Raw genomic sequence first — 25,295 nt, forward strand, 5'->3', positions numbered from 1 at the left:
TCCGATCGGGGTGAGTGTGACTACTCCTCAGCGAGCATCGGCGGGACGGGCGGTGTCGATCAGGCGGGCCATGGTGCCGAGCGTGGGTTCGGCCAGAAAATCGCGTAGGGAGAGGCGTACACCGAAGGCCCGTCCGGCCAGTGCGAGCGCCTGTGCCGCGCCGAGGGAGTCGCCACCCAGCCGGAAGAAGTCCGCCTGCTCCGGAACCGGTTCTATGCCGAGAATGCCGGTCCAGATCGCGCCGAGCCGGATCCGTACCGGATCGACGGGAATCCGATCGACCGTCTCCGCCCCCGTCCCGATTCGTTCCGGGGTGACGGTGGCGGCGAGGCGGGGCCGGTCGAGTTTCCCACTCGGCAACCGGGGAAGTTCATCGATCGGCAGCACTACCCGAGGCCGCATGTAGACCGGCAACTCGGCGTCGAGTTCCTCCTGGAGTCGCGTGGACAGGGCGGCCGGTACGAGCGTGCCGTCCGGTACCACGAATGCCGCGAGCGCGGCGCGGCCCGCGTGACCGTCGAATCGCACCACGGCGACGTCCCGGACGCCCGGTACCCGGCGGAGGGTCGACTCGACCTCGCCCAGTTCGATGCGGTGTCCGCTGATCTTGACCTGGTCGTCGGCCCGGCCGCGGAGCGACAGCATCGCCTCAGCGGACCAGACGGCCGAGTCGCCGGTGATGTACGCGCGTTCACGGGGGGAGTGGGGAACGAGGTCCGTGCGGAACAGGAGAGCGGTCTGATCCGGCCGGTTGAGGTAACCCTCCGCGATGCCGGTCCCACCGAGCACCAGCATTCCGGGCGTGGCGGGTGGGCATGGTCGATTCCATTCGTCCAGTACCCAAGCCCGGACATGGCGCATCGGCCGGCCGATCGAGACCGGCCCTCCGTGCTCCACCCGCCAGCCGGTGGCCCAGATGGTCGCCTCGGTCGGGCCGTACCAGTTCCAGGCCTGCTCCGCGATCGTGAGCAGCCGGTCCCGTACCTCGGCGCTCATCGTCTCCCCGCCGCACAGGGCGGCTCGTAGCCGGCGAGCCGGTGGGTCGAGGACGGCCCAGACACTCGGAGTCGCCTGGACCACGTCCACCTCCTCCCGGTCGATCAGCCCACCCAGGCTCGCCGGATCCTGGACCTGCTCGTCGTCGGCCATCACCACGGTCGCCCCCGTGACCAGGGGAAGGAGAATCTCGATCAGAGAGATGTCGAACGTGGTCGTGGTCGATGCGAGCATCCGTTCGCCCGCGGTCATGCCGGTCAGCCGGGCCATCTCCGCCATCACCTCGGCGAGGGCGCGATGCCCGACCAGCACACCTTTGGGGCGCCCGGTCGACCCGGACGTATACATGATGTAAGCGGCACCGTCCAGGCGTGACTCATCGACGGGTGGTGCCGGGCCGGCGGTCGCCACCGCGTCGATCAGAAGCGCTCGCGCACCCAGCTGGTGCGCGGACGTAGCGGAACAGAGAACGCGGCGTGCTCCCGCATCGGCGAGGACGGCGGTGAGCCGGGCGCTCGGCCAATCCCGGTCGAGGGGGAGGTAGACCCCGCCGGCCAGCAGGATGCCGAACAGAGCCGACACGAGGTACCGATCGCGTTCCGCGCAGACGCCGACGACATCACCGGGTCGCACACCATCCTCTCGCAGGCGGTGGCAGATCCGCCGGGCCTGCGTGAGGAACTGCCAATAGGTGAGGGTGCCGTCCCGATCCCGGACGGCCACCCGGCCGGGCGTGCGCATGGCGTCCCGAGTGATCGTGGCGGCCAGGGTCCGGGCCGGTTCGGTACGGACGACGTCGTCGTCCGGCCGTCCGGTGGCGACCCACCGCTCGTCCGGCAGCAGGATCGGCAGAGCCGAGAGTGGTGTGTCCGGATCCGCGACCGCGGCGGCCAGCAGCGTGACATACCGGTCGCAGAGACGGTCCAATTCCGGGCGGGCGATGGTGCGGCTGTCGAGACGCACGGCGATCGCCGTGCCGCTCTCCTCCATCTGTACGGCCAGACCGTAGAGAGTGTGCGGTATGTCGACGGGGAATGCCTCGACCTCCACGCCGGGCAGGCTCAGCCGTCCTCCCGGATCGCGCCGATGGGTGAACACCACGTCGGTGAGGGACACACCGTTACCGTCCCCGGCCGTCCGTACCACCCGCAGGACGTCTGCCAGGGGAACCGCCCGGTGTGCCAGAACCTCATCACACCGGCCTTCCACCTGGGCCGCCAGCTCCCGGAAGGTCGGGTCTTCCCGCACGGTGACGCGGATCGGGGCGACATTGGTGAGAAAGGCCACCGTCTGGTCGACGCCGGCCCGGGCCCGGTCGGCGAACGGCATACCGATCACGAAGTCCCGGCTGTTCGCCCAGCGCGCGAGGAGGGCGGCGCAGGCGGTCAGAAATACCTTGGCGTTCGTGAGCCGGTGGACGCGGGCGAAGAGACGGACGTCCTCCGTCAGCACGGCCGGCAGAGCCCGCAGCAAGGTGGACCCACCGAACCCGTCCGGCGTGGGAGTGGACGGCAGATCGAACGAGGTCGGTACACCGTCGAGTCGGTGTCGCCAGTGATCCAGCGCGGTCTGCCAAGCCGGGGTATCCCTCTCGGACAGACATTCCCCGATCAGTTCCCGCAGCGGTCGCCTGACCTGCGGTTTCGGCGGCGAACCGGCGACCACGGCCCGGTAGGCATCAGCAAGTTGCTGCTCTACGAGACCGAGCGACCAGGCATCCGCGACGATGTGGTGCAGGACCATGACGAGTACGTTCTCGTCCGGCCCCATCTGCAGCAGCGTGGAACGGAACAGCGGACCGGTACTCAGGTCGAAAGGCTCCTCGACCAGCCGTTCGACCGCGGCGGTGACATCCGTGCAGTCCGCCGGGCCGGCGATCCGCAGCAGGTCGCTGTCGGGAGGAAGGATGCGGAGCGACGGTCGGCCGTCCCGGTCGTCGAACACGCTGCGCAGTGATTCGTGCGAGGCCACCACCGTGTCCACGGCGGCGGCCAGCGCCGTGACGTCCAGCCGACCCGTCAACCGCCACACGGAGACGACGTGCAGCGCCGTTCGGGAGCCCTCATACCGGTCAAGGTGCCAGATCTCGTGCTGTGTCGGCAGGACCGGTTCGGCGTACTCCGGGTCAGCCACGGCCGGGAACCCTGGAGGCCAGAAGACGTGCCTGATCGGCCACCGTTCGGTGGGTCCTCAGCTCGATCACCGTGACCGGATGTCCACGCTGGGCGAATGCGCCGATCAGCCGCATGAGATGCAGCGAGTCGCCACCCAGGTCGGCGAAGTCGTCGGTGCGGCCGACCGTGGCGATGCCGAGAACAGCGCCCCACAGATCGGCGACGATCCGTTCCCAGGGCGTGGCCGGTGCCGATCCGGCCGGCGTCTGCGGCGTCCCGGTGGTCAGAAGTCGGCGGTCCACCTTGCCGGTCGCCCCGGTGGGAAGCTCGTTCCAGATCACGATGCGGGTGGGCACCATCACCTCCGGGAGCCGCTCGGCCAGGTGACGCCGAAGTTCGCCGAGGGTGACCTCGTCGGCGGCGACGTGAGCTGTCAGCCGACTGCCCTCCGGGTCGTTCGCCACCGTCACGACCGCCTGCCGGACGCTGGGATGGGCCGACAGGGCCTGTTCCACCTCTTCCAGTTCGACGCGTACGCCGTGCAGCTTCACCTGGCTGTCCGCCCGGCCGTGGAACTCGAGCTCTCCGTCCTGGCGGTACCGGCCTCGATCTCCGGTCCGGTAGTACCTCCCATCGGAGGCATCGACGACGAAGCGTTCCGCGGTCAGTTCCGGCGCGCCGAGGTAGCCGCGGGCGACGCACGCACCGCCGATCCAGATCTCGCCCTGTGTGCCGGCCGGCACCACGTGACCGGCCGCGTCCCGTACCTCCACCGTGTAGCCGGGCAGAGGCCGTCCGATCGGGATCGGGCCCGCGCCGTCCGGGTCGCAGCGGTGAAGGGTGGTGTAGACCGCGGTCTCGGTCGGGCCGTAGCCGTTCCAGACCTGGCAACCGCCGTCGGTCAGTTCCCGGACCAGGCTCTGCGGCAGGACTTCTCCTCCGCTGAGTACGAGGGCCGGACCGGTCCAGCCCACCTCGGTCAGCAGGCGGAGCTTCGTCGGTGTCGCCTCCACCACGGTCACGGCTGTTCGGCGGATACGGTCGCGGACCCGAACCGGATCCCGGGCCTCGACGTCACCGACCAGTTCGATGCGTGCTCCGAGGGTCAACGGCAGGACCAGCTCGGCGAACCCCATGTCGAAGACGACGGTGCTCCATGCCAGCACGACCGCCTCCGCGGTCAGCCCGACGCGGTCGACCAGTCCGCGTACCAGGTTGACGAGTTGCGCGTGTTCGAGCGCCACGCCCTTCGGCGCTCCGGTGGATCCCGAGGTGTAGAGAACGTACGCGAGCTGATCGGGAGCCGGACCGTCCGTCCTCGGTGTCGGCGGTGCGGTGCCCGCCCAGTTCGTTGCGGACACGTCCACCACCGTGCCGGCGAAACCCGGCAGCCCGGCCGGTGTGCCGAGAAGCAGGTCCACTCCGGCGGCGGTCAGAATCCGTGCGTTGCGGGCGGCCGGGTGACCGGGGTCGAGCGGCACGACGGCCGCACCGGCCTCCAGAACAGCGTGGATCGCCACCACCAGGTCCGCGGTGCGGGGGAGGAGGACGCCGACCCGCGCCTCGGGCCCGATCCCGGCCGCGCGGAGCGTCGCGGCCAGGATTCCGATCCGGTGGTCCAGTTCCCGGTACGTGAACGTGCTCTCGGGGGTGGCGATGGCGGGCCGGTCCGGGTGGTCGGCGCGAGCCCGCCGGAGCATGTCCACGAGTGTCTTCGGCGTTGCCGGCGCGGGATCCGGCCGGTGCACGGCCGGCTCGTCGAATCCGGTCACCATCGATGCCAGAATGGCTAGAAAATCCGCTACGAAACGTTGTGCACCGGCAGCCGGCCAACGATCGGGGTGGAACTGGAACAGCAGCCTCTGGTCTGTCGTACCGGCGTCCGCGGCGACCTCCACCAGGAGCGGCACACTGGTGTAGACCTCGTTCGTCGCGGATCCCTGCTCGACCAGACCGCGCCGGACCAGGTCGTCGATGCCGTGATAATCGGCGAACGTACAGATGTTCTCGATCTCCACGCCCGTTGCCGCCTGGATGTCGGCTGTTGCCAGTCCGCGATACGGGTAGACCGCCTTCTCCGCGGCGGCGACCGCGTTCGCCGTCATCTCCCATGATCCGGTGAGCGGAATCCGCAGCGGCACGGTGTTGAGGTAAAGGCCGGCTGCGGCGTCACCGCCGGTCCGTTCCGGCCGTGAGTGAACGACAAGGCCGATCAACACCTCGTCGGCGTCCGGCTCGAGGCGGCCGAGAGCCACCGCATGAGCCGCGCGATAGAGCGTCTTCACCGGAACGCCGCGGTCGTGGGCGATCCGGAGCAGACCGTCCGTGACGTCGGTGGGGATGGGCACGGCGACTGTGGTCGGCTCACCACCTGCAGGCGGTTCGACCGGGGACGGTATCCGGCCGGACGGCGCACCGTCCAGGTATCCGGACCAGAACCGGGTCGTCGCCGGATCCTCCCGGGCGGCCCGTTCGGCGGCGACGTACTCGCCGAACGGCGGTGGGGGATCGATGTCGGCCTCGGCCTCCGTGCTGTACCGCTCCACGAGTTCGGTCAGTAGGGCCCAGTTGCTCCAACCGTCGAGCAGGACATGATGCACGCTGCAGGTGAGCAAAAAGGAGTCGGCGGTGAGGGCGTCCGCCCGCCACCGGATCACCGGTACGTCGTGCCAGTCCAGCTTGACCGCCTGTTCCTCGGCCAGCACCCGTTCCCGGCGGTCCCCGATCGGTTCCGTGGTGAGACCGAAGACGCTGAGCGGAGGCTTCGCGGTGCGGTGAACCAGTATGAGCGGTACCGAGAAGTGTTCGATGTCGAACGACGACCGCAGTGCGGCATGCCGGTCGGAGAGGATGGTCAGGCAGTGCAGAAGCCGCTCCCCGTCCATCGGACGCCGGACGACGACGCTGCTGACACTGTGATACGAGTCGGGTGCCGACCCCTCGCTGTGGAACAACATGCCCAGTTGCAGTGCGGTCATCGGATACGCGTCGACCACGTCCGGCCCGAGCCGGCTCCGGTCGTCGCCGGAGAGTTGTGACAACGGCTGGTATTCCGGTTCGGTCGACCGGGCGTCCGCGATCAGACCGTCGGCCAGGACCCGGATGGTCCCAGCCTCGAGCAGCTGCCGGACGCTGATCGACAGTCCCCGCTCCCGTGCGATCGCCACCGCCTGGATGGCAAGAATGGAGTCGCCGCCGATCACGTAGAAGTCGTCGTCCGGTCCCACGACGTCGAGGTCGAGGACCTCACACCAGATGTCGATCAGGGCGGCTTGTGCGTCGAAGGCGGTCACCGGCGGTCACCCGTGGCACCGGTCGGCTCGAGGATCCGCGCGACGGCGGTGGATACGTCCTCGAGGGGATCCGGGGCGTCGGCACCCGCCACGATGTCCGGCAACCAGGCGAGTGACTCAGCTGCGAGCGGGCCCACCAGGTAGGTCGGCGCGGTGACCGGCCGGGCGGCGGTGGTGATCTGCGCGGCGAGGAAGCAGAGCCAGTCGACGTACCTGCCGACGATGTCGTGGGCGACGGTCTTCGCGGTCTCCTCGTCGAGGTCGAGACCGGCTACCCGCTGCATGGCCACCGTATGGAACTTCTCGTCGAGGAAGGCGGACAGCCGGGACGGAGATGCGTCGCCGGGCAGGCCGGCCACGACGGCTCGGGCGAGTTCCTCGTCGCCGCCCAGCCGCCCGACGAGCGCAGCGGCCTCTTCGCCCAGCAGTTCCGGTGTGACCTGTAGCGGGTCCACGATCAGGAGGGCCCCCGGGGGCCGTCCGGCGTCGCTCAGCGCGGCTGCGAGAGAGATGGTGAAGTTTGCCCCCGAACACTGGCCCAGCAGGATGGGGCGTGCGGGCACCCGGTCGAGGATCGACTCCGCTACGGACCGGGCGTTCCGGGCGAGGAGATCCGTGCCGCTCCGCCAGGACAGGCTGAGCGGGTCCACCACGCAGGCCCGGGAAACATAGTCGGTTACCCCTGACAATAGCTCGTCCAACGGGCGTCCTACCCCGACGGAGCCGAAATCAACGGCAACGACGTCATTGAATCCAACGTCGTTGCCGGGTCTGACCTCGGAGTTGAGTCCTGGCATCCGACGGCTCCCCGCTCGAGTTTCATCCTGTCACACGCCGACGATTGATACATACACTCATATCAAACCTCTGAGTGATCGTCTAACCCTTGTAAGGCCTTGCATGTCATCGACGCTCATGCGTAAGCTCGGCGGCGGTGGATCTTCGTGCTTCGCTGTGAAGTGACTCATCCGTTGAACCGGGACTCACCTGACGCGGGGGATTCTGAAAATGGTGTCAGTCCAAGATCTTGGCGAGAAGAAATTTATTCGAGACGTTCTCTCAAGTCACGCTTCAACAGCCTGTGCGGATGCACTGGAAGACTGCGTGGTGATCGATCCGGCAGCGTTGTTCGCTCTTGACGGATCTCCGCTGATCGTCTATTCGATCGACCATCCATCACCGATTGACCGACCGATTCCGGCCGGAATGGAACGTCGTTTCCAAGGCCGCTGGATCGCCGCGTGCACCGCTAACGACGTACTGGCGATGGGCGCGCGCCCCCGTGGGTTCGCACTGGATCTGGCGGTGCCGGGAGCCACCGACGTCCGCGAGGTGGACGAGCTGTGCGCGGGTATCACCGATGTGCTGGACGAGTACGGAGCACGGTTCGAGGGCGGTAACACGGACGTCAATCCGCACCTTGGCACGGTCGCCATGTGCTGGGGAACGGTCGGCGCGGCCGGCGTGATCCGGCGGCGCGGTGCCCGGCCCGGTGACTATCTGGCGGTGACCACCGAACTCGGGCTCGGCTGGGCCAGTTACTTGTTACGCAAACAAGGCGGATGGGACCGGCTCGACGCGGATTCGCAACGGAGACTGGCCGATTACAACCTGATGCCCCTGGCGCCGCACCAGGCGATCGTCGATACCGCCGAGCGGGCACCCGGGGCGATAACCTCCGGGATGGATCTCAGTGACGGCCTCGTCGAATTCCTCTACACCATCATCCGAACTCCCGGTCTCGGCGTCCGCGTCGAGCAGCATCGGATACCCGAACCGCCGCTGTTGACGGCCTGCGCCCAGGCCCTCGGGGTGCCGGCCGCCGCGCTTGCCGTCGAGTACGGCTTCGACATGCCACGAGCACACGGATACACCGTCGCGCCACACCGCTGGGATGAGGTCGCGAGCATCTTCGCCGGGCACGGCACCCCGCTGTTCCGCATCGGTGAGGTCACCGCTGATCCTGAGGTGACCTGGTGCGGCGTGGACACGGCACCCCGCCCGCTCGAGCGGCTGTGGGACGACAAGGCGCGGCGCGGTGACGCCATCAGTGACTGGACAGCCATGGTGGACAAGAACGCCTGGTGACGCGGCGAGGAGGAAGTCATGGCCGGAAGAAGTGATCTGGCGATTCTGGGGGGACGTCCGGTACTGGAGAAGGCGCCGCCGTTCGTCTGGCCGCCGGTTCGTCCCGCGGACGCGGAAATCGTCGCCGACATGGTCCTGCGGGGTGAGCTGTCCTACTACGGCAGGGAGGGGCAGGTCCGCGAACTGGAGGATCGGTTCCGGGACTACCTCGGTGTCCGCCACGCCCTCGCCACCTCGTCGGGCACGACCGCGCTCCATTCAGCGTACTTCGGGCTCGGCCTTCGCCCGGGTGACGAGGTGCTAGCACCCACCTACACGTTCCTGGCCACGGTCATGCCGTTGCTGGTGGCGAACGCGGTGCCGGTGCTGGTCGACGCGGAGCCGGACACCGGCAACCTCGATCCGGTCGATCTGGAGGCGAGGATCACCGAACGTACCCGGGCTGTGGTGGTGACCCACATGGCCGGTAACCCGGTGGACATGCACCGGGTGCTCGATGTCGCCAGGCGGCATCGTCTCAAGGTCATCGAGGACTGTTCACACGCGCACGGCGCCGAGTACGACAATCGCAAGGCCGGAACCTTCGGCGACGTCGCGGTGTTCAGTCTCCAGGGCAAGAAGCTGGTCTCCGCGGGTCAGGGCGGCATTCTCGTCACGAATGACCAGGAGATCTTCGAGCGAGCTGTCCTTCTCGGTCACTTCAACGTCCGCTCGATGCAGGACGTGCACAGCCCGGCGTACCGCGACTACGCCTTCACCGGACTCGGCCTCAACTACCGCATGCACGCTCTCGCCGCGGCGCTCGCCGTCACCCAGATGGATCGTCTCGAGGAGTACATCGCCGGCCGGCGGCACAACATGGGACTCCTGTCCGAGCGGCTCGAGAAGACGCCCGGCATCGTTCCGCCCACGATGGGACGGCTCGTCACCCGGCACGTCTACTACGGGTACCGGCCTCTGTACCGGGCCGCTGATCTCGGTGACCTGCCCATCGACGTGTACGTCGACGCGGTTCGTGCCGAGGGTGTGCCGTTGGAACGCTACGTCAGCAGCCCCCCGCTGCATCTGTTGCCCATCTTCGGCGCGCAGGAGCCACCGCTGATCACACATGGTGTGCCGGAACAGTTCGCGGTCGGCGGACAACGCCGGTCGTACCGGCCCGGTGATCTGCCGGTTAGTGAGGGGTACGCCGACGTGACGCTGTCCCTGCCGACGTACACCGAGCCGGACGACGGTCTGATGGAGGCCTTCGGCGAGGCTTTTCGTAAGGTGGCGGATCATGCCGACGATCTGCATGCCTTGGCGTGTGAAGACCGGGACGACCGGTGACGGTGACGCTGAGCCCGGTTCACACGGGCGACACCCCGATCGCCACGTGCCACTGGCAGGGCATCGCGAACATCGTCGCGGCATCCGGGATGCCCGACGCGGAACGCATGATGTGTCCGTCATGGGGCGCCCGGTGGAAGGGCGACGGCGTCCTGTACGGCGGCGGGCGCTGGCCTATCCTGGTGGCGGATCTCTTCGCGGTCCGGGTGGGGCAGTACTCGTTCGCCGCATCGAGTGACAGTGACCGGTGTGAACAGAACGAGCTGGCGGCCGGCCGGCCGGTGGTGGCCGAGATCGACGCCTACTTCGTACCGTCGCCCTACCACCGCACCGAACACGTCGTGCACACCGTGGTGGTTCTCTCGCGAAGTCCGGTCGGCGCCACCATCCTGGACACCACGAACAACCCGGTACCGGTCACGGTCGCGCCGGCCGATTACCGTCTGATGCGCGATCATCCCTGCGTGGGCCGTGTCGAACCCCGGAAGATCTACACGGTCGATCACGGAACCCCGCGGATGCCCACACCGGTTCAGGTGCTCACGGCGGTGAGCCGCGACATGGCGGCGCAGGCCGATGCCGATCTCCGGCATCTGGCGGTGTTCCTGGACTGGGCCGAGCACACCTCGGACCCGGTGAACGTCTGCCGGGTGGCGGCGGAACGTCACGCAGCGGCTCGCCTGTTCGAGGCTCTGGCCGATGCCGGCGTCGAGGCCGCCGTACCGGTGTCGGCAGCCCTCCGTGACCTCGCCCAGCAGTGGTACACCACACACGTGCTCACGACGCACCCACGGGCGGGAGAGTTCCGGCATCGACAGAGAACCCTGCGGTTGCTCCGGGCGCTCACCGAGAGGGAACGTGATCTCCACGGGCTTCTCCGCGACGTGGTGACGCGATGACGGCCGCACTCGACCCGCCGGTGGTGGCCATCGGCACGGACGTCCTCGGGATCGCCGGAGTGGGCGCGTCTCTCGACCGTTTCGGCGATCGGTACCTACGGCACGTCTACACCTCGGAGGAGATCCGAGCCTGTGAGGCGAAGGGCGTCTTCCGCGGTACGGCGTACGCCGCACGGTTCGCCGCGAAAGAGGCTGTCATCAAGGTCCTGGGCAGCACGGAGGTCTCGTTCCGTGAGGTGGAGATCGATCTCCGTGAGGGGGAGACCGGCCGAGAACCGACCGGGGGCGTCCGGGTCCAGCTGCACCGGAGAGCGGCGGTCCATGCCGAGCGGTGCGCGATAGCGACCATTCAGGTCTGTGTCGGCTACGGCCGGGAGTACGCGATGGCGACGGCGATCGGGTTCGCCGCCGCCCCGGCCGAGGCCGCGCGAGAAGGGAGCAGCTCGTGACCCACCCCGATCACTGCCGGGTACGCCTGCTGGAACAGGAAGAGGTCACCGTCCCGCGGATCAGGGAGATCTACCGGATCGAACAGCAGGCGGGCCGGGTCCGCAATCTCACCCGGGCGACCGCACACTCCGCCGCCGTCTGGCAGACCACCACCAAGGCCCTGCAGATCTACGACGCGTTGCGCTGCGTCGATCGCCGACTGGTCGATCTGCTGTGTCTCTACACATCGCTGCTCAACGGCTGCGACTACTGCGTGGACGACGCTGCCGGCGAGGCGTTGCGGCAAGGATGGCAACCCGGCGAATTGCTGGCGCTGGGAGAGAAACACGCGGACGTCTATCCGGCCGCCACCGTGGCGGCGCTGCGATATGCCGCCGTACTGGTCAAGGGCGGGGACGCCGTTGACGAGGATCTACTCGTCGAGCTCCGGCGGCATTTCAGCTCCGACGAGGCTCTCGTCGAGCTCACGGCTGTTCTGTCGATGAAGAACTTCTGGAATCGATTCGCCACCGCCCTTCGTATTCCACCCGAGGGAAAATGTGCCGATCCGGCACTCAGGCAGTCACTGTTCGACCTGAGTAGGACGCTGGCAGATTGAGGAATCCCATGCGTGACGAACTCCGACAGGTGCTCGACGAATACGCGTTGTTGACAGTCAGCGCGGCGAGCCTCGATCCGCACGACAATCTGTACGAGAAAGGAATGACATCACACGCTAGCGTCAACGTCATGCTGGCATTGGAAGAACGGTTCGACATCGAGTTCCCCGACTACATGCTCACCCGCGCCGCATTCGCCACGATCGCCGACATCGAGCGTTCGGTGGCGGAATTGCTGGGTGTGAACTCGTGATGATCGACAGCGTGGCCCGCGAGGTCGCCGGGATTGCCGCCGAACATGCGGACGACGTCGACCGGCTGGCCCGCTTTCCGTCCGAGGCGATCGGGGCACTGCGCGAAGCCGGCTTGCTCTATGCCGGTGTCTCACTGCGTGAGCTGGTCGCGATCACCGAGACGCTGGGCGCGGCGTGCGCGTCCACCGCGATGACGTTCGCCATGCATCACATCCAGCTTGCATGTCTGCTCCGGCACGGCGAATCGGAAGGGTTGCGCCGATTCACGGAACAGGCGTCCGGAGAGAGGTGGTTGCTGGCGTCGGCCACCTCGGAGGCCGGCGTCGGCGGCGACATCCGTACCAGCATCGCCGCGCTGATCGTGGAGGGCGACGGATACCGGGTGGACAAGAAGGCGTCCACGATCTCCTACGGTGCCCACGCCGATGCCGTTCTCGCCACGGCGCGGCGTCATCCGGACGCGGCTCCCGGCGACCAGGTCCTGGTCGTGGTACCGGTCGGGGGGAGCCGGATGGAGCAGTTGAGCGACTGGGACACGCTCGGGATGCGTGGCACGTGCAGCGCGGGGTTCCGGTTGACGGCCCTGGTGCCCACCGTTAACGTCTTCCCCCACCCGTTCGACCGGATCCTGCGCGAGACGATGCTTCCGTTCTCGCACATACTGTGGGCGGCATGCTGGGTGGGCATAGCCGGATCGGCGCTCTCCCGGGCACGCGTGTTCCTCCGGCGTAGGGAACGCGCGAAGCCCGGGGCCGCCTCCGCGGCGACCGCCCGCCTGGCCCGCGCCTACGGCAGGCTGCAGATGGCCGGGTCGATGGTCGCCGCCGCGGCCGAACAGTTCGATCGGAAGGCGGGCGATCGCCCGGAGCGATGGAGCACGGATCTGCAGCTTGCCAATGTCAAGGTCGCGGTATCCGAGATCGCCGGTGAGGTCACCTTCGAAGCGCTCACCGTCTGTGGGATAGCCGGCTATCAGGAACGCGGACCGGCCAGCATCGCCCGTCATTTGCGCGACGTCCTGTCCGCCCCGATGATGGTGGCCAACGAGCGCCTTCTCGCCACCGGTGCCGGGCTGCTGATGAGCCACAAGGAGGAGGCGCCGATCCTCGGATCGGGCGCGGTGGACCGGGTATGACGCCGGTCCGTACCGACGGAGTCACCGAGACTGAGCCGACGGCGTGGGAGCTGTGCTGGTCGGCACCGGGAGCGTATCCGGACCCCGGATCGCTGCCCACCGAACAGCGGTGGCTCCCGGCCCAGGTGCCCGGAACCGTCGCATCAAGCGCACGGCTCTGGAGCCCCGCCGATGTCCCCGCCGAGACCGCCGACCCCGATCGGTACGACTGGTGGTACCGATGCGGGTTCCGGGCGGACCCGCCGGACGGCGCCATGCTCTCCCTGCATCTCGACGGTCTCGCGACGATCGCCGACGTCTGGCTCAACGGGGTTCACCTGGGACACGGCGAGAACATGTTCCTGGCACACCGGCTCGATGCGGGGGGCGGTCTCGATCCCATCGGCAACGAGCTCGTCATCCGGTTCTCGGCACTGGCGCCGCGGCTCGCCGAGCGCCGGCCACGGCCACGTTGGCGTACCCGGCTGGTGGCAGAGCAGAGTCTGCGCTGGTTCCGGACCACGATGCTGGGCCGTATCCCGGCCTGGTCACGGGGCCCCGCACCGGTCGGCCCCTGGCGCCCGGTCCGGCTGGTCGCCGCGCGGTATCTGGGAGTGACACGGGCGGCGGTGTCGACCGGTTGGGACGGCGTCACCGGGTCTCTCCGGGTCGACCTGTCGTTGCGGCCCGGACCCGCCCGGCAGGTGGTGGTCGCGCACCTGTTCTGCAACGGCCAGGAGTGGCCGATGACCCTGACCGGTCCGGAAGCCATGGCCGATGTGACTGTTGCCGGTGTCCAGCCCTGGATGCCGCATACACACGGCACACCTATGCTCTACCCGGTCAGGGTGGCCGTCGGGTTGAGCGACGGGACGACGGTCGGCATCGACCTGCCGGCCACCGGGTTCCGGACGGTGGACAGCGCGGGCGGCCCCGGCGATCTCGCACTGCGGGTCAACGGCGTCCCGATCTTCTTCCGTGGCGCGTGCTGGACGCCGATCGACCCGGCCGCGCTGACGGCTTCTCCGGGCGACTACCGGACGGCTCTGGAGCAGTTGCGCGACGCGGGTGCGAACATGATCCGAATCTGTGGGCCGATGTACTACGAGTCGGACGATTTCTATGCCTGCTGTGACGAACTGGGCATCGCCGTCTGGCAGGACTTCATGTTCGCCAACATGGACTATCCGTTCCAGGACGACGGCTTCGCCCGCGGCGCCGGCCAGGAAGCCGGACACCAGCTCGACCGGTTGGGTGGTCACCCCTGTCTGACGGTGCTCTGCGGCAACAGTGAGGTCAGTCAGCAGGCGGCGATGCTCGGGCTGCCGCGGGAACGCTGGGCGCCCCCGTGGTTCGAGAAGGACCTGCGGGATCTCTGCCGGGAACGGGTTCCGGCGGTCCACTACTGGCCGTCCAGCCCGAGCGGCGGGTCACTGCCGATGCACCCTTCGGCCGGTGACGCCCACTATCAGGGTGTCGGCGCGTACCTGCGTGACCCGAGCGACGCGGAGATCTGTGGCGTGCGGTTCGCCAGCGAGACGCTGGCCTTCGCCAACGTGCCGGAACCGGCCGCGTTGACCGGTCTGCGGAGGGCCGGTGAGCTGAGCGTGCAGAGCCCGTCGTGGAAGGCGGCGAGTCCCCGCGACCGCGGGGTCGGCTGGGACTTCGACGATATTCGCGATCATTACCTCGGCATGCTGTTCGGCGTCGATCCGATGCGGGTCCGCTACGACAGCGTGGACCGCTATCTGGATCTGGCCCGGGTCACCACCGGCGAGCTGATGCACCGGGTCTTCGTGGCGTGGCGTACCGGAGGCGGGCAGTGCCGGGGCGGTCTGGTGTGGTTCTGGCGCGACCTCGTTCTCGGCTCGGGCTGGGGCGTGGTGGACGCCGACGGACGCCCCAAGGCCGCCTACCACTATCTGCGCCGGGCCTGGCGACCGCTCACGGTGTTCCTGGTCGATGCCGGCCTCAACGGGATTCAGGCCAGGATCGTCAACGACGGTGACGAAGCGCAGGAGGTGGTGCTCCGGATCGCTGTGTACCCGGTGCGTGGCACGGTCCCGATCACCGCGGTGACCACCCTCGCTGTCGAGGCGGCCTCGGTGCGAACGGTGGCGGTGGAGGAACTGCTGGACGGCTTTCGCGACCTCAACCACGCGTACGCCTTCGGCCCGATCGGCTACGACGCGGTGCTCGCCGAACTGGCCGGTCCCGCTTCACCGGAGACGGCGTTCGCGGAGGATGTGTACCTGCCTGGTGGGCTCACCGCGCACGAGACCTTGGACCTGGAGCTGACCGCGACCGTCACCACCGGTCCTCACGGGCCGGTGGTGTGCCTGTCGGCCTCCCGGACCGCCCACGCGGTTCATCTCGACGTTCCCGGCTACACCCCGGACGACAACTACTTCCACCTGGTACCGGGCCGGCGACGACAGGTCTCCCTGCACCGGGACGAACGACATCCGGTCGGTCACGGCACGGTGGGCGCTCTGAACGCCGTGACCCGCACGGCTCTGGTCCTCGAGGAGAACCACGACGAAGGGCGGTACCTCAGGTGACCGGTACGACATCACGACGTATTGCGGCATCGATACCGGAAGGCTTCCCCCCGGCACTTCGCGATCACGGTCTCCTGGTGCCGACCGGCGACGGTCTGTTCGGGTGGGGCGCGGAGTTGGAGGAGGTCTTCACCGGGCTGGACCGGTTGTTGACCCGGGTCGGCCGTGATGCCGGCACCCGGGTCCTCCGATTTCCGCCGATGATCAGCCGGGAGGTGTTCGAGCAGAGCGAGTTCGGCCAGTCCTTCCCGCAGCTCTTCGGTACCGTTCACGCCTTCGCCGGTGACGACCGGGACCACGTGATGCTCAGTCGGGCGATGGCGGAGAGGACGGCTTGGCCGGATGTCGTCCGGCCCACGCGGTACGTGCTGACACCGGCCGCGTGTTATCCGGTGTATCCGCAGTATGCCGGGCGACCCGATGCCGACGCGGTGGTGGACACCAGCAGCTACTGCTTCCGGCACGAGCCGTCCGAGGAGGTCGGCCGGCTCGTGGCCTTCCGTCAGCGGGAGTTCGTCCGGATCGGCACATCGCGCGACGTCGACGCCTGGTTCGGTAGCTGGCGCGACCGTGCCCTCACGGTGATCCGGTCGCTCGGCCTCGTCGCCCGCTGCGAGCCCGCCGCCGACCCGTTCTTCGGCCGGGGCGCGCGGTTGCTGGCGAGCGGCCAGCGGGAACAGGGGCTCAAGTACGAGATCATCACAGAGATCGACGGGCACCCGGTGGCGGTCGCGTCCTGCAACAACCACCGGGACCATTTCGGCCGGACGTTCGGCATCGAGGCCTCCGGCGGTGAGGTGGCCGCCACCTCGTGCATCGGCTTCGGGCAGGAGCGCATCGCCTTCGCGCTGGCCTCCGCCTTCGGGCCCGACCTCACCGGCTGGCCGTCGGAGACCCGGGATGCTCTGTGGGGGTGAGCCGCGGCGACACGGTGCACGTCGTCTACCAGATGGGCAAGGTCGGTTCCTCCAGCCTGTACGAGTCGTTGCGCGCTGCGGGTGTGCCCAACCTCTACAAGATCCACTACCTTTCCGACCAGGGGATCGAGCGGGCTCAACGGTTGTATGCCGGATTCCGTACCGAGGTGGGTGTCCCTCATCTGGCGGCCTCGCGGGAGCTCCGGGAGCTTCGGCGATCACGCCCGGATGTGCGCTGGACCGTCTTCACCCTGGTCCGCGAGGTGATCGCCCGGGACGTCTCGGCATACGTCCAGATGGTTGACCTTCTCAACCCCGCCCTGGTCGACGGGCCCGAGCCGGATGTCGGGCGGATCGCCCGTGGCGCCGCGGCCCAGTTCCTCGGCTTCGACGAGCGACGTAACTACACCTGCCGGTGGTTTGCCGATGAACTCGGCGCGGTGTTCGGTGTGGACGTCTTCGATCACGCCTTCGATCACGCCCGAGGGTGGCAATGGATCCGGACGGCGGGTGTGGACCTGATACTTCTCCGGACCGAGGACCTCACCCGGGTCCTGTCCGAGGCTACGACGGTGGCCGTGGACGTTCCGGTGGCACCGGTGTACGCCAGTGCACGGTCACCCGAGAAGTTGCAGGCCGCGTATGAGGTGAACACCTATCGCCGGGTCCTCGACCGGGTTCGGATTCCGGAGAGGACGTGCCGCCGGGTGTATGACGCGAAGTATGCGCGGCACTTCTACACCGATCAGGAGATCGACGCGTTCACCGACCGGTGGACCAAGCGACAGGAAGGCTGAACGGACATGGACGACGAGCTGAATCAGCGCCTGGAGGATGTGCTTCGCATACATCTTCCGGCGATCGAACCGGACCAGGAGGTGCCGGGTGAGGTCCCGCTCGTCAAGCTGGGACTGGACTCGTTGCGTGCCGTCAACCTGGTGCTCGACCTCGAGGACACCTTCGGCGTGGAGTTCCCGGACGCGATGTTGTCCGAGAGCACGTTCTCGACCCGCCGGTCCCTTCTCGAGAACCTGCACGTGTTGCTCTCCGGTGAGGGGGCGCAGGCGGCATGACCCCACCGACTACGCCTGGCCCGGAGTGGGAACTCCTCGAGATGCTGTGCCGTGAGACGGATCCCGGCGTCCGTACCGCTGAAGTGGGCCGGCTGATCGGCGGTGGCCTGCGCTGGGGTGAAGTGTTCGACCATGCTCTGCGGCACAAGATGCTGCCGATGCTCGCCCACGAGATCGCCGAGTCTGGAATCACCCAGGGTGTCCCGATCCGGGTCCTCGAACACCTGCACAGCGTGCTTGCGGTGAACCGCTACCGCCGCCGGGTGTGGTACGCCGAACTGGGCCGGGTCGCCGAGGCCTTCGCTTCGCGAGGGCTGCCGACCGTGGCACGTAAAGGCGCTGCCTACGAGTCCACGGTCTATCACGGGAACGGCAGCAGGTGGATCGGCGACCTCGACCTGCTGGTGCGGCAGTCGGACGGCCCCGCGGTGACCCAGGTTCTCGAGGAACTCGGATACCAGTGTGGTCTGTTCGACTTCCGCCGTGAGGTCGTCGTCCCGTTCGACCGTGCCGAGCTGATCAAGTACCGGCTGAACCCCGATCATCTCCCGCAGTACACGTTCGTGACCGGTGATCCGCTTGTCCCGATCATCGAGGTCGACTGCGCGACCAGCCTGACCTGGGCCCGGTCTCCCTACCAGGTCGACGTCGACGAGGTGTTGGCCGCCCGGACCGAGGTGACTGTCGACGTCCCGCCCCAGCTTCGGGTGCCGTGCGCTCAGCCGGTCCATCAGTTTCTCGATACGGTGCTGCACCTGTTCCGGGAGGCGTGGTTCGACTGGTGGCTGGAGAAGGAGCAGGACGTCGACCTGATGAAGTTCGGCGACGTCATCCGGCTGTCCCGCCGCTATGCGGACGATCTCGACGGAGGCCGCTTCGTCGAGGTGGTGGAACGGTACGACGTGGTGCAACCGGTGTGCTGGGTGTTCGAGCATCTCGACCGGACGTTCGGCACCGGTCTGATCGATCGATTCGGGCTGGCCGGCCGGGTGAGCGACACCTTCCTGGCCAGTGCGGCGGCGACCGGCGCGGAGGTGGCGGTCTGGGGCGCCGACATGCGTACCCGGTTGTTCGCCCGGGACCGCCGCCCCCTGATGGCCCGGACCTGACACGATCGAGACCTGAGGAGGCGTCACGTGTGGGACTCCGCCCGCCGTCACCTGCGGGAGCAGCTGCGGCTCGAGCGCGGCCTGCCGTCGTTGCCGGGCGAATCGGTGTGCGGACCGATACCTCTGTCGGCGACCCAGATGCGGATGTGGCATCGGGAGCTCACCACTGCCGACGGTCGGTTCGCCAACAACGTGGCCGCACCCGTCGTCCTTCTGGGCGTGCTCGACCGCCCGGCCCTCGAGTACGCCGTCGAGCGGGTGGTGCGCCGGCACAACGCTTTGCGGACGGCCTTCGAGGAAACTCCTGAGGGGCCACGACAGCGGGTCCGGACCGTGGGTGGGGGCGGGCGGATCACGTACGAGGATCTGAGCGGCGGTTCCCCGGAGATGGTGGACCGCCGTCTGGCCGCGACCGTGACCGAGCGTTTCGATTTGACCGCGGGTGTTCCGTTCCGGGTGGTGGTGTTCCGGCGGCGTCCCGACGACCACATCATGCTGGTCGTCGGACATCACCTGGTGCTCGACGGGCGGTCGTTGAGCGTGATCCTGGTCGAGGTGGCCCGCTGTTACACGGAGTATCTCGACGGCGGCCCGGTCCGGGACGACCGGCCGATCGTCCAGCTGGACCAGTTCGTTCGCTGGCAGGGCGACTGGATGCGGTCCGCGGCTGCGGTGCCCTACGAGCGGTACTGGCGGTCGGTGCTCGCCGACCCGGCTTTCCGGCGATTCGGGGCCCATCCGTTCCGTCGGCCTTCGGCGGACGACCACTCCGGTGGGCGCGTCGTGTGCCGTGTCTCCGCCGAGGTGGCCGCCCGGGTGGACGGATTCGCCGCCGCCGAGGGGGTTTCGTCGATATCCGTCTATCTTGCTGCTTACCAGGCGGTGATGGAGGGCTGTCTGGGGCAACGGCACGTGGTCGTCGGCATTCCCGCGGTCAATCGGGGCCGCGCCGAGCTGGCCGACATGGTCGGGCTGCTCGCCAACGTCCTGCCGGTGGCCGTGGTGGAGCCGGCGTCGCGGACCCTGCGATCGGCTGTGTGCCTGGCGGAGAGAAGTGTTGCGGCTGCCTATGTCCATCAAGCCATGCCGATCGAGCACATGACACCCCGGGAGATGCCGTTGCTCGATCCGGCCGAGTCACCGATCGACACCTTCTTTGCCGCGTATCGTCAGGCCGTCCCCGAACCGGTGCTGATGACAGGACTGGAACTGGGCCCATGGCCGCAGCTGCGGGCTAAGGACACCGAAACGCCGGTGATGATGACGGTGTTCATCGATGACGACGGAGCCGACGTCCGCCTCGGGTACGGCGAGTGGGCCCTCAGCGAGTCCGCGGCCCACGACCTGTTGGCCGTATACACCGCGCTGATGGACGCGGGTACACGACGTCCGGACGTCACGCTGGCAAGCCTGCTCGGCACAGTGGGCGCGCCGTGACCGGGCCCGCCGTCCATCCGTCCTTCACCGGTGTCCACCGCAACCATGCTCTGCACCGTGATCCGGACGGCGAGTGGATCGATGCGAACTGCTACACCGACGTCTGGGTCGAACTGCTGCACGGGCTGGGGCTGGATCCGTATCCGGTCCTCGTCGCCGCGCTTCGTCTGGATTTCGAGGGCGATCAGTGGACCTTCTTCAAACCTGCGGTGGCCGACCTGCAGATGCTGTACGGCATCGACGTGATCGAGTTGGCGCCGTACGGGTCGTTGGCCGAACAGGCGGGCCGGCACCTGCGCCGCGGGGATATCATGATCATGGAAGCCGACGCCTATCACCTGCCCGACACCCCGACCACGTACCATCGGACGCACAGCAAGACCACCGTGGCCGTCGTCGCTGTCGACCTGCCCGCCCGTACCGCCCGCTATCTCCACAACGCGGACTGCTTCACGGTGTACGACGAGGACTTCGACGGCCTCTTCCGGCTCGGCGTGGGCGAGCCGCCCGCCGGGCACTTGCCGCCCTATCTCGAACTGGTCAAACTGAATCGGGTACGGCGCCGGCCGGAAGCCGAACTCCGTGCGCTGGCCGGAGGGCTCGCCCTCGAGGCCGGCGGCGCACCGGACCGGGCGGAGGCGATGTCGCGGTTCGTCACCGCCTTCGACGACGAGATCCGTCGTATCGTTGCGGCCGGCCAGACCGGATTCGGTGACTATGCATTCGTCACTCTGCGGCAACTCGGCGCCGGGTGCGCTTTGGCAGCGAAATTCCTCCGATGGCTGGGAGCGGCGGCTCCCGGTGACCCGGAACTGATCGCGGAGGCGTGCGACTCCATATCCCGATGTGCGAAGCGACTCATCATGAAGTCAGCGAGGGCAACGGCCACCGGGCGACGACTCGACGGAACGGCCACCTATGCGGAAATCGTCGCTGCGTGGCACCGAATGTTGATCAATACCGAAAGGAATGTTCGTGAATCAACGACCGATGCTCAGTGATGTCGGCGAGAAGGGATTGATCCGGACGGTTCTCGCCGACTATGCGACAACAGCCCGTGAGAATCAGATCGACGACTGTGTCGTGATCGAACTGAGCGAACGTCTCGGCATTCCCGGACTGCCTAACATCGTCTACTCCATTGATCACCCAGGGCTTATCGACCGGCCGCTTCCACCGAATTCCACCTGGCGATTCCGTGGCCGTTGGGCCGCGGCGTGCACCTGCAACGACGTGATAGCGATGGGCGCCCAGCCGCAGGGGTTCGCGCTCGACCTGGCGTTGCCGAAAGACATCGCCATCGACGACGTGCGGGATTTCTATCAGGGCATGACGGATGTACTCACCGAATACGGTGTGGTCATCGAGGGCGGCAACATCGACGCCAACGACCGTTTCGAGACGGCCGCGATGTGCTGGGGAACGGTCTCACCGGAGGGGATGATCCGCAGGGAGGGCGCCCGGGCCGGTGACGTCGTCGCCGTCACCACGCCCATCGGGTTGGGCTGGGCCAGTCATCTCCTGCACCGCAACGGCCGGTTCGCGGAGCTGTCGCCGGCGATTCGTGCGGAATTGGAGGAGTACAACCTGATGCCCCTCGGTCCTGCCGAGGCGGTGCGGGAGACGGTACGGATGCTACCGGGCGAGATCACCTCCGGTATGGACCTCACCGACGGCCTGATCGAATTCCTGGACACCATACGAGTGCGCAACGGTCTCGGGGCGGTGATCGATGCCCGATCGGTGCCGGTGCCTCCGGCCCTGGCCGAGTGCGCGGCGCTGCTCGGCGTACCCCCGCAGGTGTTGTGCCTGGAGTACGGATTCGACACACCGCGGATGCATGGATACACGGTGCGGGCCGCGAGTTGGGAGAAGGTCAGTGAGATCTTCGCCCGATGCGGATGGCCGCTGTACCGCATCGGGGAGGTGACCGTCGAACCTCGTCTTTCCTGGCGCCGCCTCGACGGGACGGTGCTGGACCTGCCCCGGCTGTGGTGGGATCCCTACGGCGAGGCCGACATCGTAGGCCGGTGGACGTCCGACATCGTCCGCGCCTTGAGCGAAGCCTGACCGTCGGCCCAGAGCGCGTCCGTGGGCAGGCTCTTGCGGCCCGCCCACGCCAGGATCCGCTCCCGGGCCCGGCCGACGTTGATCGACGCGGAAGGGGCCTGGACGGCGTGCTCCCAGTCGGCCAGGCTCACGTCTCCGGCGAGCAGGGCTGCCTGGGTCCGCAGGAAATGCGGGCTCAGAGGGCGCGTGACCGGGTAGAACCGTCGTCCGGAGACGGTTTCGAGGACGAGGTAACCATCCAGTTCACCGGCCAGTTCAGCGAGGTCGGACCAGGACTCCCAGCCGGTTTGCTGGCTCAGCGTCAGGTGATCGGCGAGATCGCCGGGGAGAGGGAGGACGTGCACGTGTGCGTGATGGCAGATCTGCTCGTGCGGGTTCCGGCGGACGCAGTGACCGGTGCGGCCGTGTTCGAACATCGCGAAGGCGCCGTACTCGGCCAGGTACAGGTCGCGCGCCCACGCGGAGGCCTCCTCCAACCGGGCGCTCACCCGGTCGGACAGATCGGCGGCCGAGGGGAAGTGTTCCACCGAGCAGATCAGCGCATGTCCCTCCACGATCGGGGCCGGGTCCAGAAGCATCCACAGGTCGGAACTTCGCCAGAGGGTCAGGTCGGACTGCTGACAGAACACACAGGATGCCGAGAACTGGGTCAAGGCACCTCACTCCCCTTTCGCGAGGTCGGCCACCGCACCGATCGTCGTGTCGATGTCGGCCTCACTCGTCAGATGTGACAGGGCGAACCGCACCGTTCCGCCGTCGATGGTGGTCAGGGTCCGGTGAGCGGCGGGTGCGCAGTGCAGGCCCGCTCGGACCAGTACGTCGTACCGCTCCTCGAGGAGCATGGCGGCGGTGCCAGGCGGCAGCCCGTCGAAGGTAGCGGACACCACCGGCACCGGCGCCTCCGTCGACGGCCAGTCCCGCAGCCGGATGCCGGGCAGCGCCCGGAGCCCGTCGGCCAGCCTGTCTCGAAGAACCCGTTCCCGGGACGCGAGGTTCGCGATGCCTTCGCCGAGGATGTACTGGACGCCGGCTCTGAGGCCCGCGATGCCGACGCCGTTGGGCGTCCCGGACTCGAGGGCGTAAGGCAGCCATCGCGGTTGACGGGGCAGCTCGGAACGGCCTCCGGTGCCGCCGTGCAGGAGCGGCCGGACGGTGACCCGAGGGGAGACGTGCATTCCACCGGTGCCTTGCGGCCCGAACAGCCCTTTGTGGCCGGCGAAGACGACAACCTCGGCGTCCGCGGCCTGGACGGGCAGGTGGCCGGCGCTCTGGCTGGCGTCGAGCACCAACGGGACGCCGTGCCTCGTCGTGATGTCATGGATCGAGGTGACGGGCAGGACTGTGCCGGTCACGTTCGAGGCGTGGGATACGACGACGAGGCTTACGCCGCCACGCCGGAGTTCGTCCTCCAGGCGGTTCAGGTCGAGGGGACAGTCAGGTGCCGGCGGGACGACCGTGGTGGTCACTCCGGTCTCGGCCAGGGCGTGGAGTGGCCGTACTACCGAGTTGTGTTCGAAGGCCGAGGTCAGGCATCGGGTGTCGGGCTGGACCAGGCCGGCGATGGCGATGTTGAGCGCGGTGGTCGCATTGGCGGTGAAGACGACCCGGTCGGGCTGGCCGGCGTGGAGGAGTCCCGCGACGGCTTCACGCGCCGCCCAGATCTCCTGCTCGGCGGCCTGAGCCAGGCGGTGCCCCGAACGTCCTGGGTTGCCGGCTCGCTCCAGATAGTCGGTCATCGCGGCCAGTACGGTGGGCGGCTTCGGATGTGATGTCGCGGCGTAGTCGAGATAGATCACTTCATCAACGTCCCGAGAGGCTCGTGACCTGCCCGTACGCGTCAGCGACGATTGCCTGCGCTGCCGCGTCCAGCGGTACGAGACCGGGCTCGGACCGATTCATCGTCTGTGTCGCACCGGCGAGCATCAGCGCCCGGGTGACCTGGAAGTCCTGCGGGGAGATCGGTTCGCCGGGGAGGTGGAAGTTCGTCGGGAACCCGCCCGCGACCAACACCTGCCGGCTGGTCGGCCCGACCGCGTAGTGGTTGAGCCAGGGCTGGTCCGCCGTCCCGCCCGAGCCGGGCAGGATCGCCGCAGCGGTGCGGTATCGCCACACGGCGAACTCGATGTCCGACGACGCCCCGTTCACCAGGACCAGCGGACGGGTGACCGCGGCGAGGTCGCCGGCATCGAGAATGGGACTGCCCGTGCAACCGATCAGCACGTCGACCTCGTCGAACAGTGCGTCGCGCTCGAGCACCCGGCGACCGTCCGCGCGTGCCGCGGCGAGGTTCTGCGCGGCGGTGTCGTGGACCACGACCGCGTGGTCCGCGGAGAGCAGCCCGGCGAGCCGGGCACCCATCCGGCCGTACCCGACGATGCCGATCCGTTCGGGACGATGGTTCAAAGCCGTCAAGGCCATCGACAGGCCGTCCACCATCGAGGCGGTGACCAGCGGGCCCTCGAGATCCGCCTTGGCGGCCGATCGGGCGACGTCCACGACAGGGAAGGGTGGTGCCGCTGCTTCGGTCCATCTCGCCCCGCGGGTCGTCTGCTCCACGACGTGGACCCGCGACAGGAGATCGGCGTCCCCGGTCTGCAGCAGGGCCTTCGTCGCTACGGCGCCCTCGTCGATGACGAGCAGGCCGGTTCCGGCGCCTAGCCGGGGGCGGAGTTCCGCGATCGTGCTGGTGACCTGAGCCGCGAGCTCGTCCTCGTAGCTGTGCAGTGGATCGGCCATCCGGAGCGGGTCGACCACCCGGGCACCGGCGGCCCGGAGGGCCTCCACGGCCGGGAGTCTCGTCGAGTACGACTTGCCGACCACGGTGACCGATGCGGGGTCGGCGCCGCCGCACCGCAGCCCGGCGAGGAGCGCGAGCATCGAGCTGTGTACATGCTGTACGGCGAGCACGAGACACTTCTGGAACGGTTGATCCTCGGGCAAGCGCAATTCACGGACAACCGCATTGATGACAGGAAAATCCTTGACCGCGACC

At 68.1% G+C, this 25,295-nt stretch carries 21 protein-coding genes; 15 read left to right on the forward strand and 6 right to left on the reverse strand.

Annotated features, from left to right (window positions below; genetic code table 11):
- Positions 1-27: 27 nt before the first annotated feature.
- The 3 genes from QSK32_RS15245 to QSK32_RS15255 are packed head-to-tail and all read right to left on the reverse strand — an operon-like array spanning position 28 to position 7,104.
- The gene (locus tag QSK32_RS15245) at positions 28-3,129 is read right to left on the reverse strand and encodes a non-ribosomal peptide synthetase (protein WP_045743822.1); all 3,102 of its coding nucleotides are present in this window, start codon (positions 3,127-3,129) and stop codon (positions 28-30) included.
- A complete protein-coding gene (locus QSK32_RS15250) occupies positions 3,122-6,403 on the reverse strand; it encodes a non-ribosomal peptide synthetase (RefSeq protein WP_285472282.1) in 3,282 nt (1,093 codons plus the stop codon). The genes QSK32_RS15245 and QSK32_RS15250 overlap by 8 nt, the downstream gene beginning before the upstream one ends.
- Entirely contained in the window at positions 6,400-7,104 is a 705-nt protein-coding gene (locus QSK32_RS15255; RefSeq protein ID WP_285472283.1) for an alpha/beta hydrolase family protein, read from the reverse strand. Before QSK32_RS15255 ends, QSK32_RS15250 begins: the two co-directional genes overlap by 4 nt.
- 403 nt (positions 7,105-7,507) lie before the next feature.
- Here QSK32_RS15255 and QSK32_RS15260 point away from each other — a divergent pair, with 403 nt between their 5' ends.
- From QSK32_RS15260 to QSK32_RS15330, 15 genes are all read left to right on the forward strand, one after another.
- A complete protein-coding gene (locus QSK32_RS15260) occupies positions 7,508-8,491 on the forward strand; it encodes a thiamine-phosphate kinase (RefSeq protein ID WP_045743819.1) in 984 nt (327 codons plus the stop codon).
- An 18-nt stretch (positions 8,492-8,509) separates the two neighbouring features.
- Complete coding sequence (locus QSK32_RS15265; RefSeq protein ID WP_045743818.1) at positions 8,510-9,820, forward strand: DegT/DnrJ/EryC1/StrS family aminotransferase; 1,311 nt, start codon at positions 8,510-8,512, stop codon at positions 9,818-9,820.
- Positions 9,817-10,719 (forward strand): hypothetical protein, encoded by a 903-nt coding sequence (locus QSK32_RS15270; RefSeq protein ID WP_045743817.1) that lies wholly within the window; start codon positions 9,817-9,819, stop codon positions 10,717-10,719. The genes QSK32_RS15265 and QSK32_RS15270 overlap by 4 nt, the downstream gene beginning before the upstream one ends.
- A complete protein-coding gene (locus QSK32_RS15275; protein ID WP_052720648.1) occupies positions 10,716-11,168 on the forward strand; it encodes a holo-ACP synthase in 453 nt (150 codons plus the stop codon). Before QSK32_RS15270 ends, QSK32_RS15275 begins: the two co-directional genes overlap by 4 nt.
- A complete protein-coding gene (locus QSK32_RS15280; protein ID WP_285472284.1) occupies positions 11,165-11,767 on the forward strand; it encodes a carboxymuconolactone decarboxylase family protein in 603 nt (200 codons plus the stop codon). Before QSK32_RS15275 ends, QSK32_RS15280 begins: the two co-directional genes overlap by 4 nt.
- Positions 11,768-11,775: 8 nt before the next feature.
- The gene (locus tag QSK32_RS15285) at positions 11,776-12,021 is read left to right on the forward strand and encodes an acyl carrier protein (protein ID WP_045743815.1); all 246 of its coding nucleotides are present in this window, start codon (positions 11,776-11,778) and stop codon (positions 12,019-12,021) included.
- The gene (locus QSK32_RS15290; protein ID WP_045743814.1) at positions 12,021-13,157 is read left to right on the forward strand and encodes an acyl-CoA dehydrogenase family protein; all 1,137 of its coding nucleotides are present in this window, start codon (positions 12,021-12,023) and stop codon (positions 13,155-13,157) included. The genes QSK32_RS15285 and QSK32_RS15290 overlap by 1 nt, the downstream gene beginning before the upstream one ends.
- A complete protein-coding gene (locus QSK32_RS15295; RefSeq protein ID WP_045743813.1) occupies positions 13,154-15,697 on the forward strand; it encodes a glycoside hydrolase family 2 protein in 2,544 nt (847 codons plus the stop codon). Before QSK32_RS15290 ends, QSK32_RS15295 begins: the two co-directional genes overlap by 4 nt.
- Before the next feature lie 77 nt (positions 15,698-15,774).
- A complete protein-coding gene (locus QSK32_RS15300; protein ID WP_245674042.1) occupies positions 15,775-16,614 on the forward strand; it encodes a class-II aminoacyl-tRNA synthetase family protein in 840 nt (279 codons plus the stop codon).
- A complete protein-coding gene (locus QSK32_RS15305; RefSeq protein WP_157411147.1) occupies positions 16,611-17,411 on the forward strand; it encodes a putative capsular polysaccharide synthesis family protein in 801 nt (266 codons plus the stop codon). Before QSK32_RS15300 ends, QSK32_RS15305 begins: the two co-directional genes overlap by 4 nt.
- A gap of 6 nt (positions 17,412-17,417) precedes the next feature.
- Positions 17,418-17,687 (forward strand): phosphopantetheine-binding protein, encoded by a 270-nt coding sequence (locus QSK32_RS15310; RefSeq protein ID WP_063775532.1) that lies wholly within the window; start codon positions 17,418-17,420, stop codon positions 17,685-17,687.
- Positions 17,684-18,796, forward strand: coding sequence for a nucleotidyltransferase domain-containing protein (locus QSK32_RS15315; RefSeq protein ID WP_083449167.1), 1,113 nt, complete (start codon positions 17,684-17,686; stop codon positions 18,794-18,796). The genes QSK32_RS15310 and QSK32_RS15315 overlap by 4 nt, the downstream gene beginning before the upstream one ends.
- Before the next feature lie 27 nt (positions 18,797-18,823).
- A complete protein-coding gene (locus QSK32_RS15320; protein WP_285472285.1) occupies positions 18,824-20,233 on the forward strand; it encodes a condensation domain-containing protein in 1,410 nt (469 codons plus the stop codon).
- The gene (locus QSK32_RS15325) at positions 20,230-21,234 is read left to right on the forward strand and encodes a DUF1839 family protein (protein ID WP_052720646.1); all 1,005 of its coding nucleotides are present in this window, start codon (positions 20,230-20,232) and stop codon (positions 21,232-21,234) included. The genes QSK32_RS15320 and QSK32_RS15325 overlap by 4 nt, the downstream gene beginning before the upstream one ends.
- A complete protein-coding gene (locus tag QSK32_RS15330; RefSeq protein WP_285472286.1) occupies positions 21,203-22,303 on the forward strand; it encodes a thiamine-phosphate kinase in 1,101 nt (366 codons plus the stop codon). Before QSK32_RS15325 ends, QSK32_RS15330 begins: the two co-directional genes overlap by 32 nt.
- Here the strand turns inward: QSK32_RS15330 and QSK32_RS15335 are convergent.
- The 3 genes from QSK32_RS15335 to QSK32_RS15345 are packed head-to-tail and all read right to left on the reverse strand — an operon-like array spanning position 22,237 to position 25,210.
- The gene (locus QSK32_RS15335) at positions 22,237-22,956 is read right to left on the reverse strand and encodes an HIT family protein (RefSeq protein WP_157411146.1); all 720 of its coding nucleotides are present in this window, start codon (positions 22,954-22,956) and stop codon (positions 22,237-22,239) included. The two genes, QSK32_RS15330 and QSK32_RS15335, sit on opposite strands and share 67 nt — an antisense overlap.
- Before the next feature lie 6 nt (positions 22,957-22,962).
- Positions 22,963-24,099 (reverse strand): aminotransferase class V-fold PLP-dependent enzyme, encoded by a 1,137-nt coding sequence (locus QSK32_RS15340; RefSeq protein WP_045743806.1) that lies wholly within the window; start codon positions 24,097-24,099, stop codon positions 22,963-22,965.
- 4 nt (positions 24,100-24,103) lie between these two features.
- Positions 24,104-25,210, reverse strand: a complete 1,107-nt coding sequence (locus QSK32_RS15345; protein WP_045743805.1) for an NAD-binding protein — start codon at positions 25,208-25,210, stop codon at positions 24,104-24,106.
- Between the last annotated feature and the right edge of the window lie 85 nt (positions 25,211-25,295).

Origin of the sequence: Actinoplanes sp. NBRC 101535 (assembly GCF_030269225.1) — a bacterium.
Taxonomy (GTDB): Bacteria; Actinomycetota; Actinomycetes; order Mycobacteriales; family Micromonosporaceae; genus Actinoplanes; species Actinoplanes rectilineatus.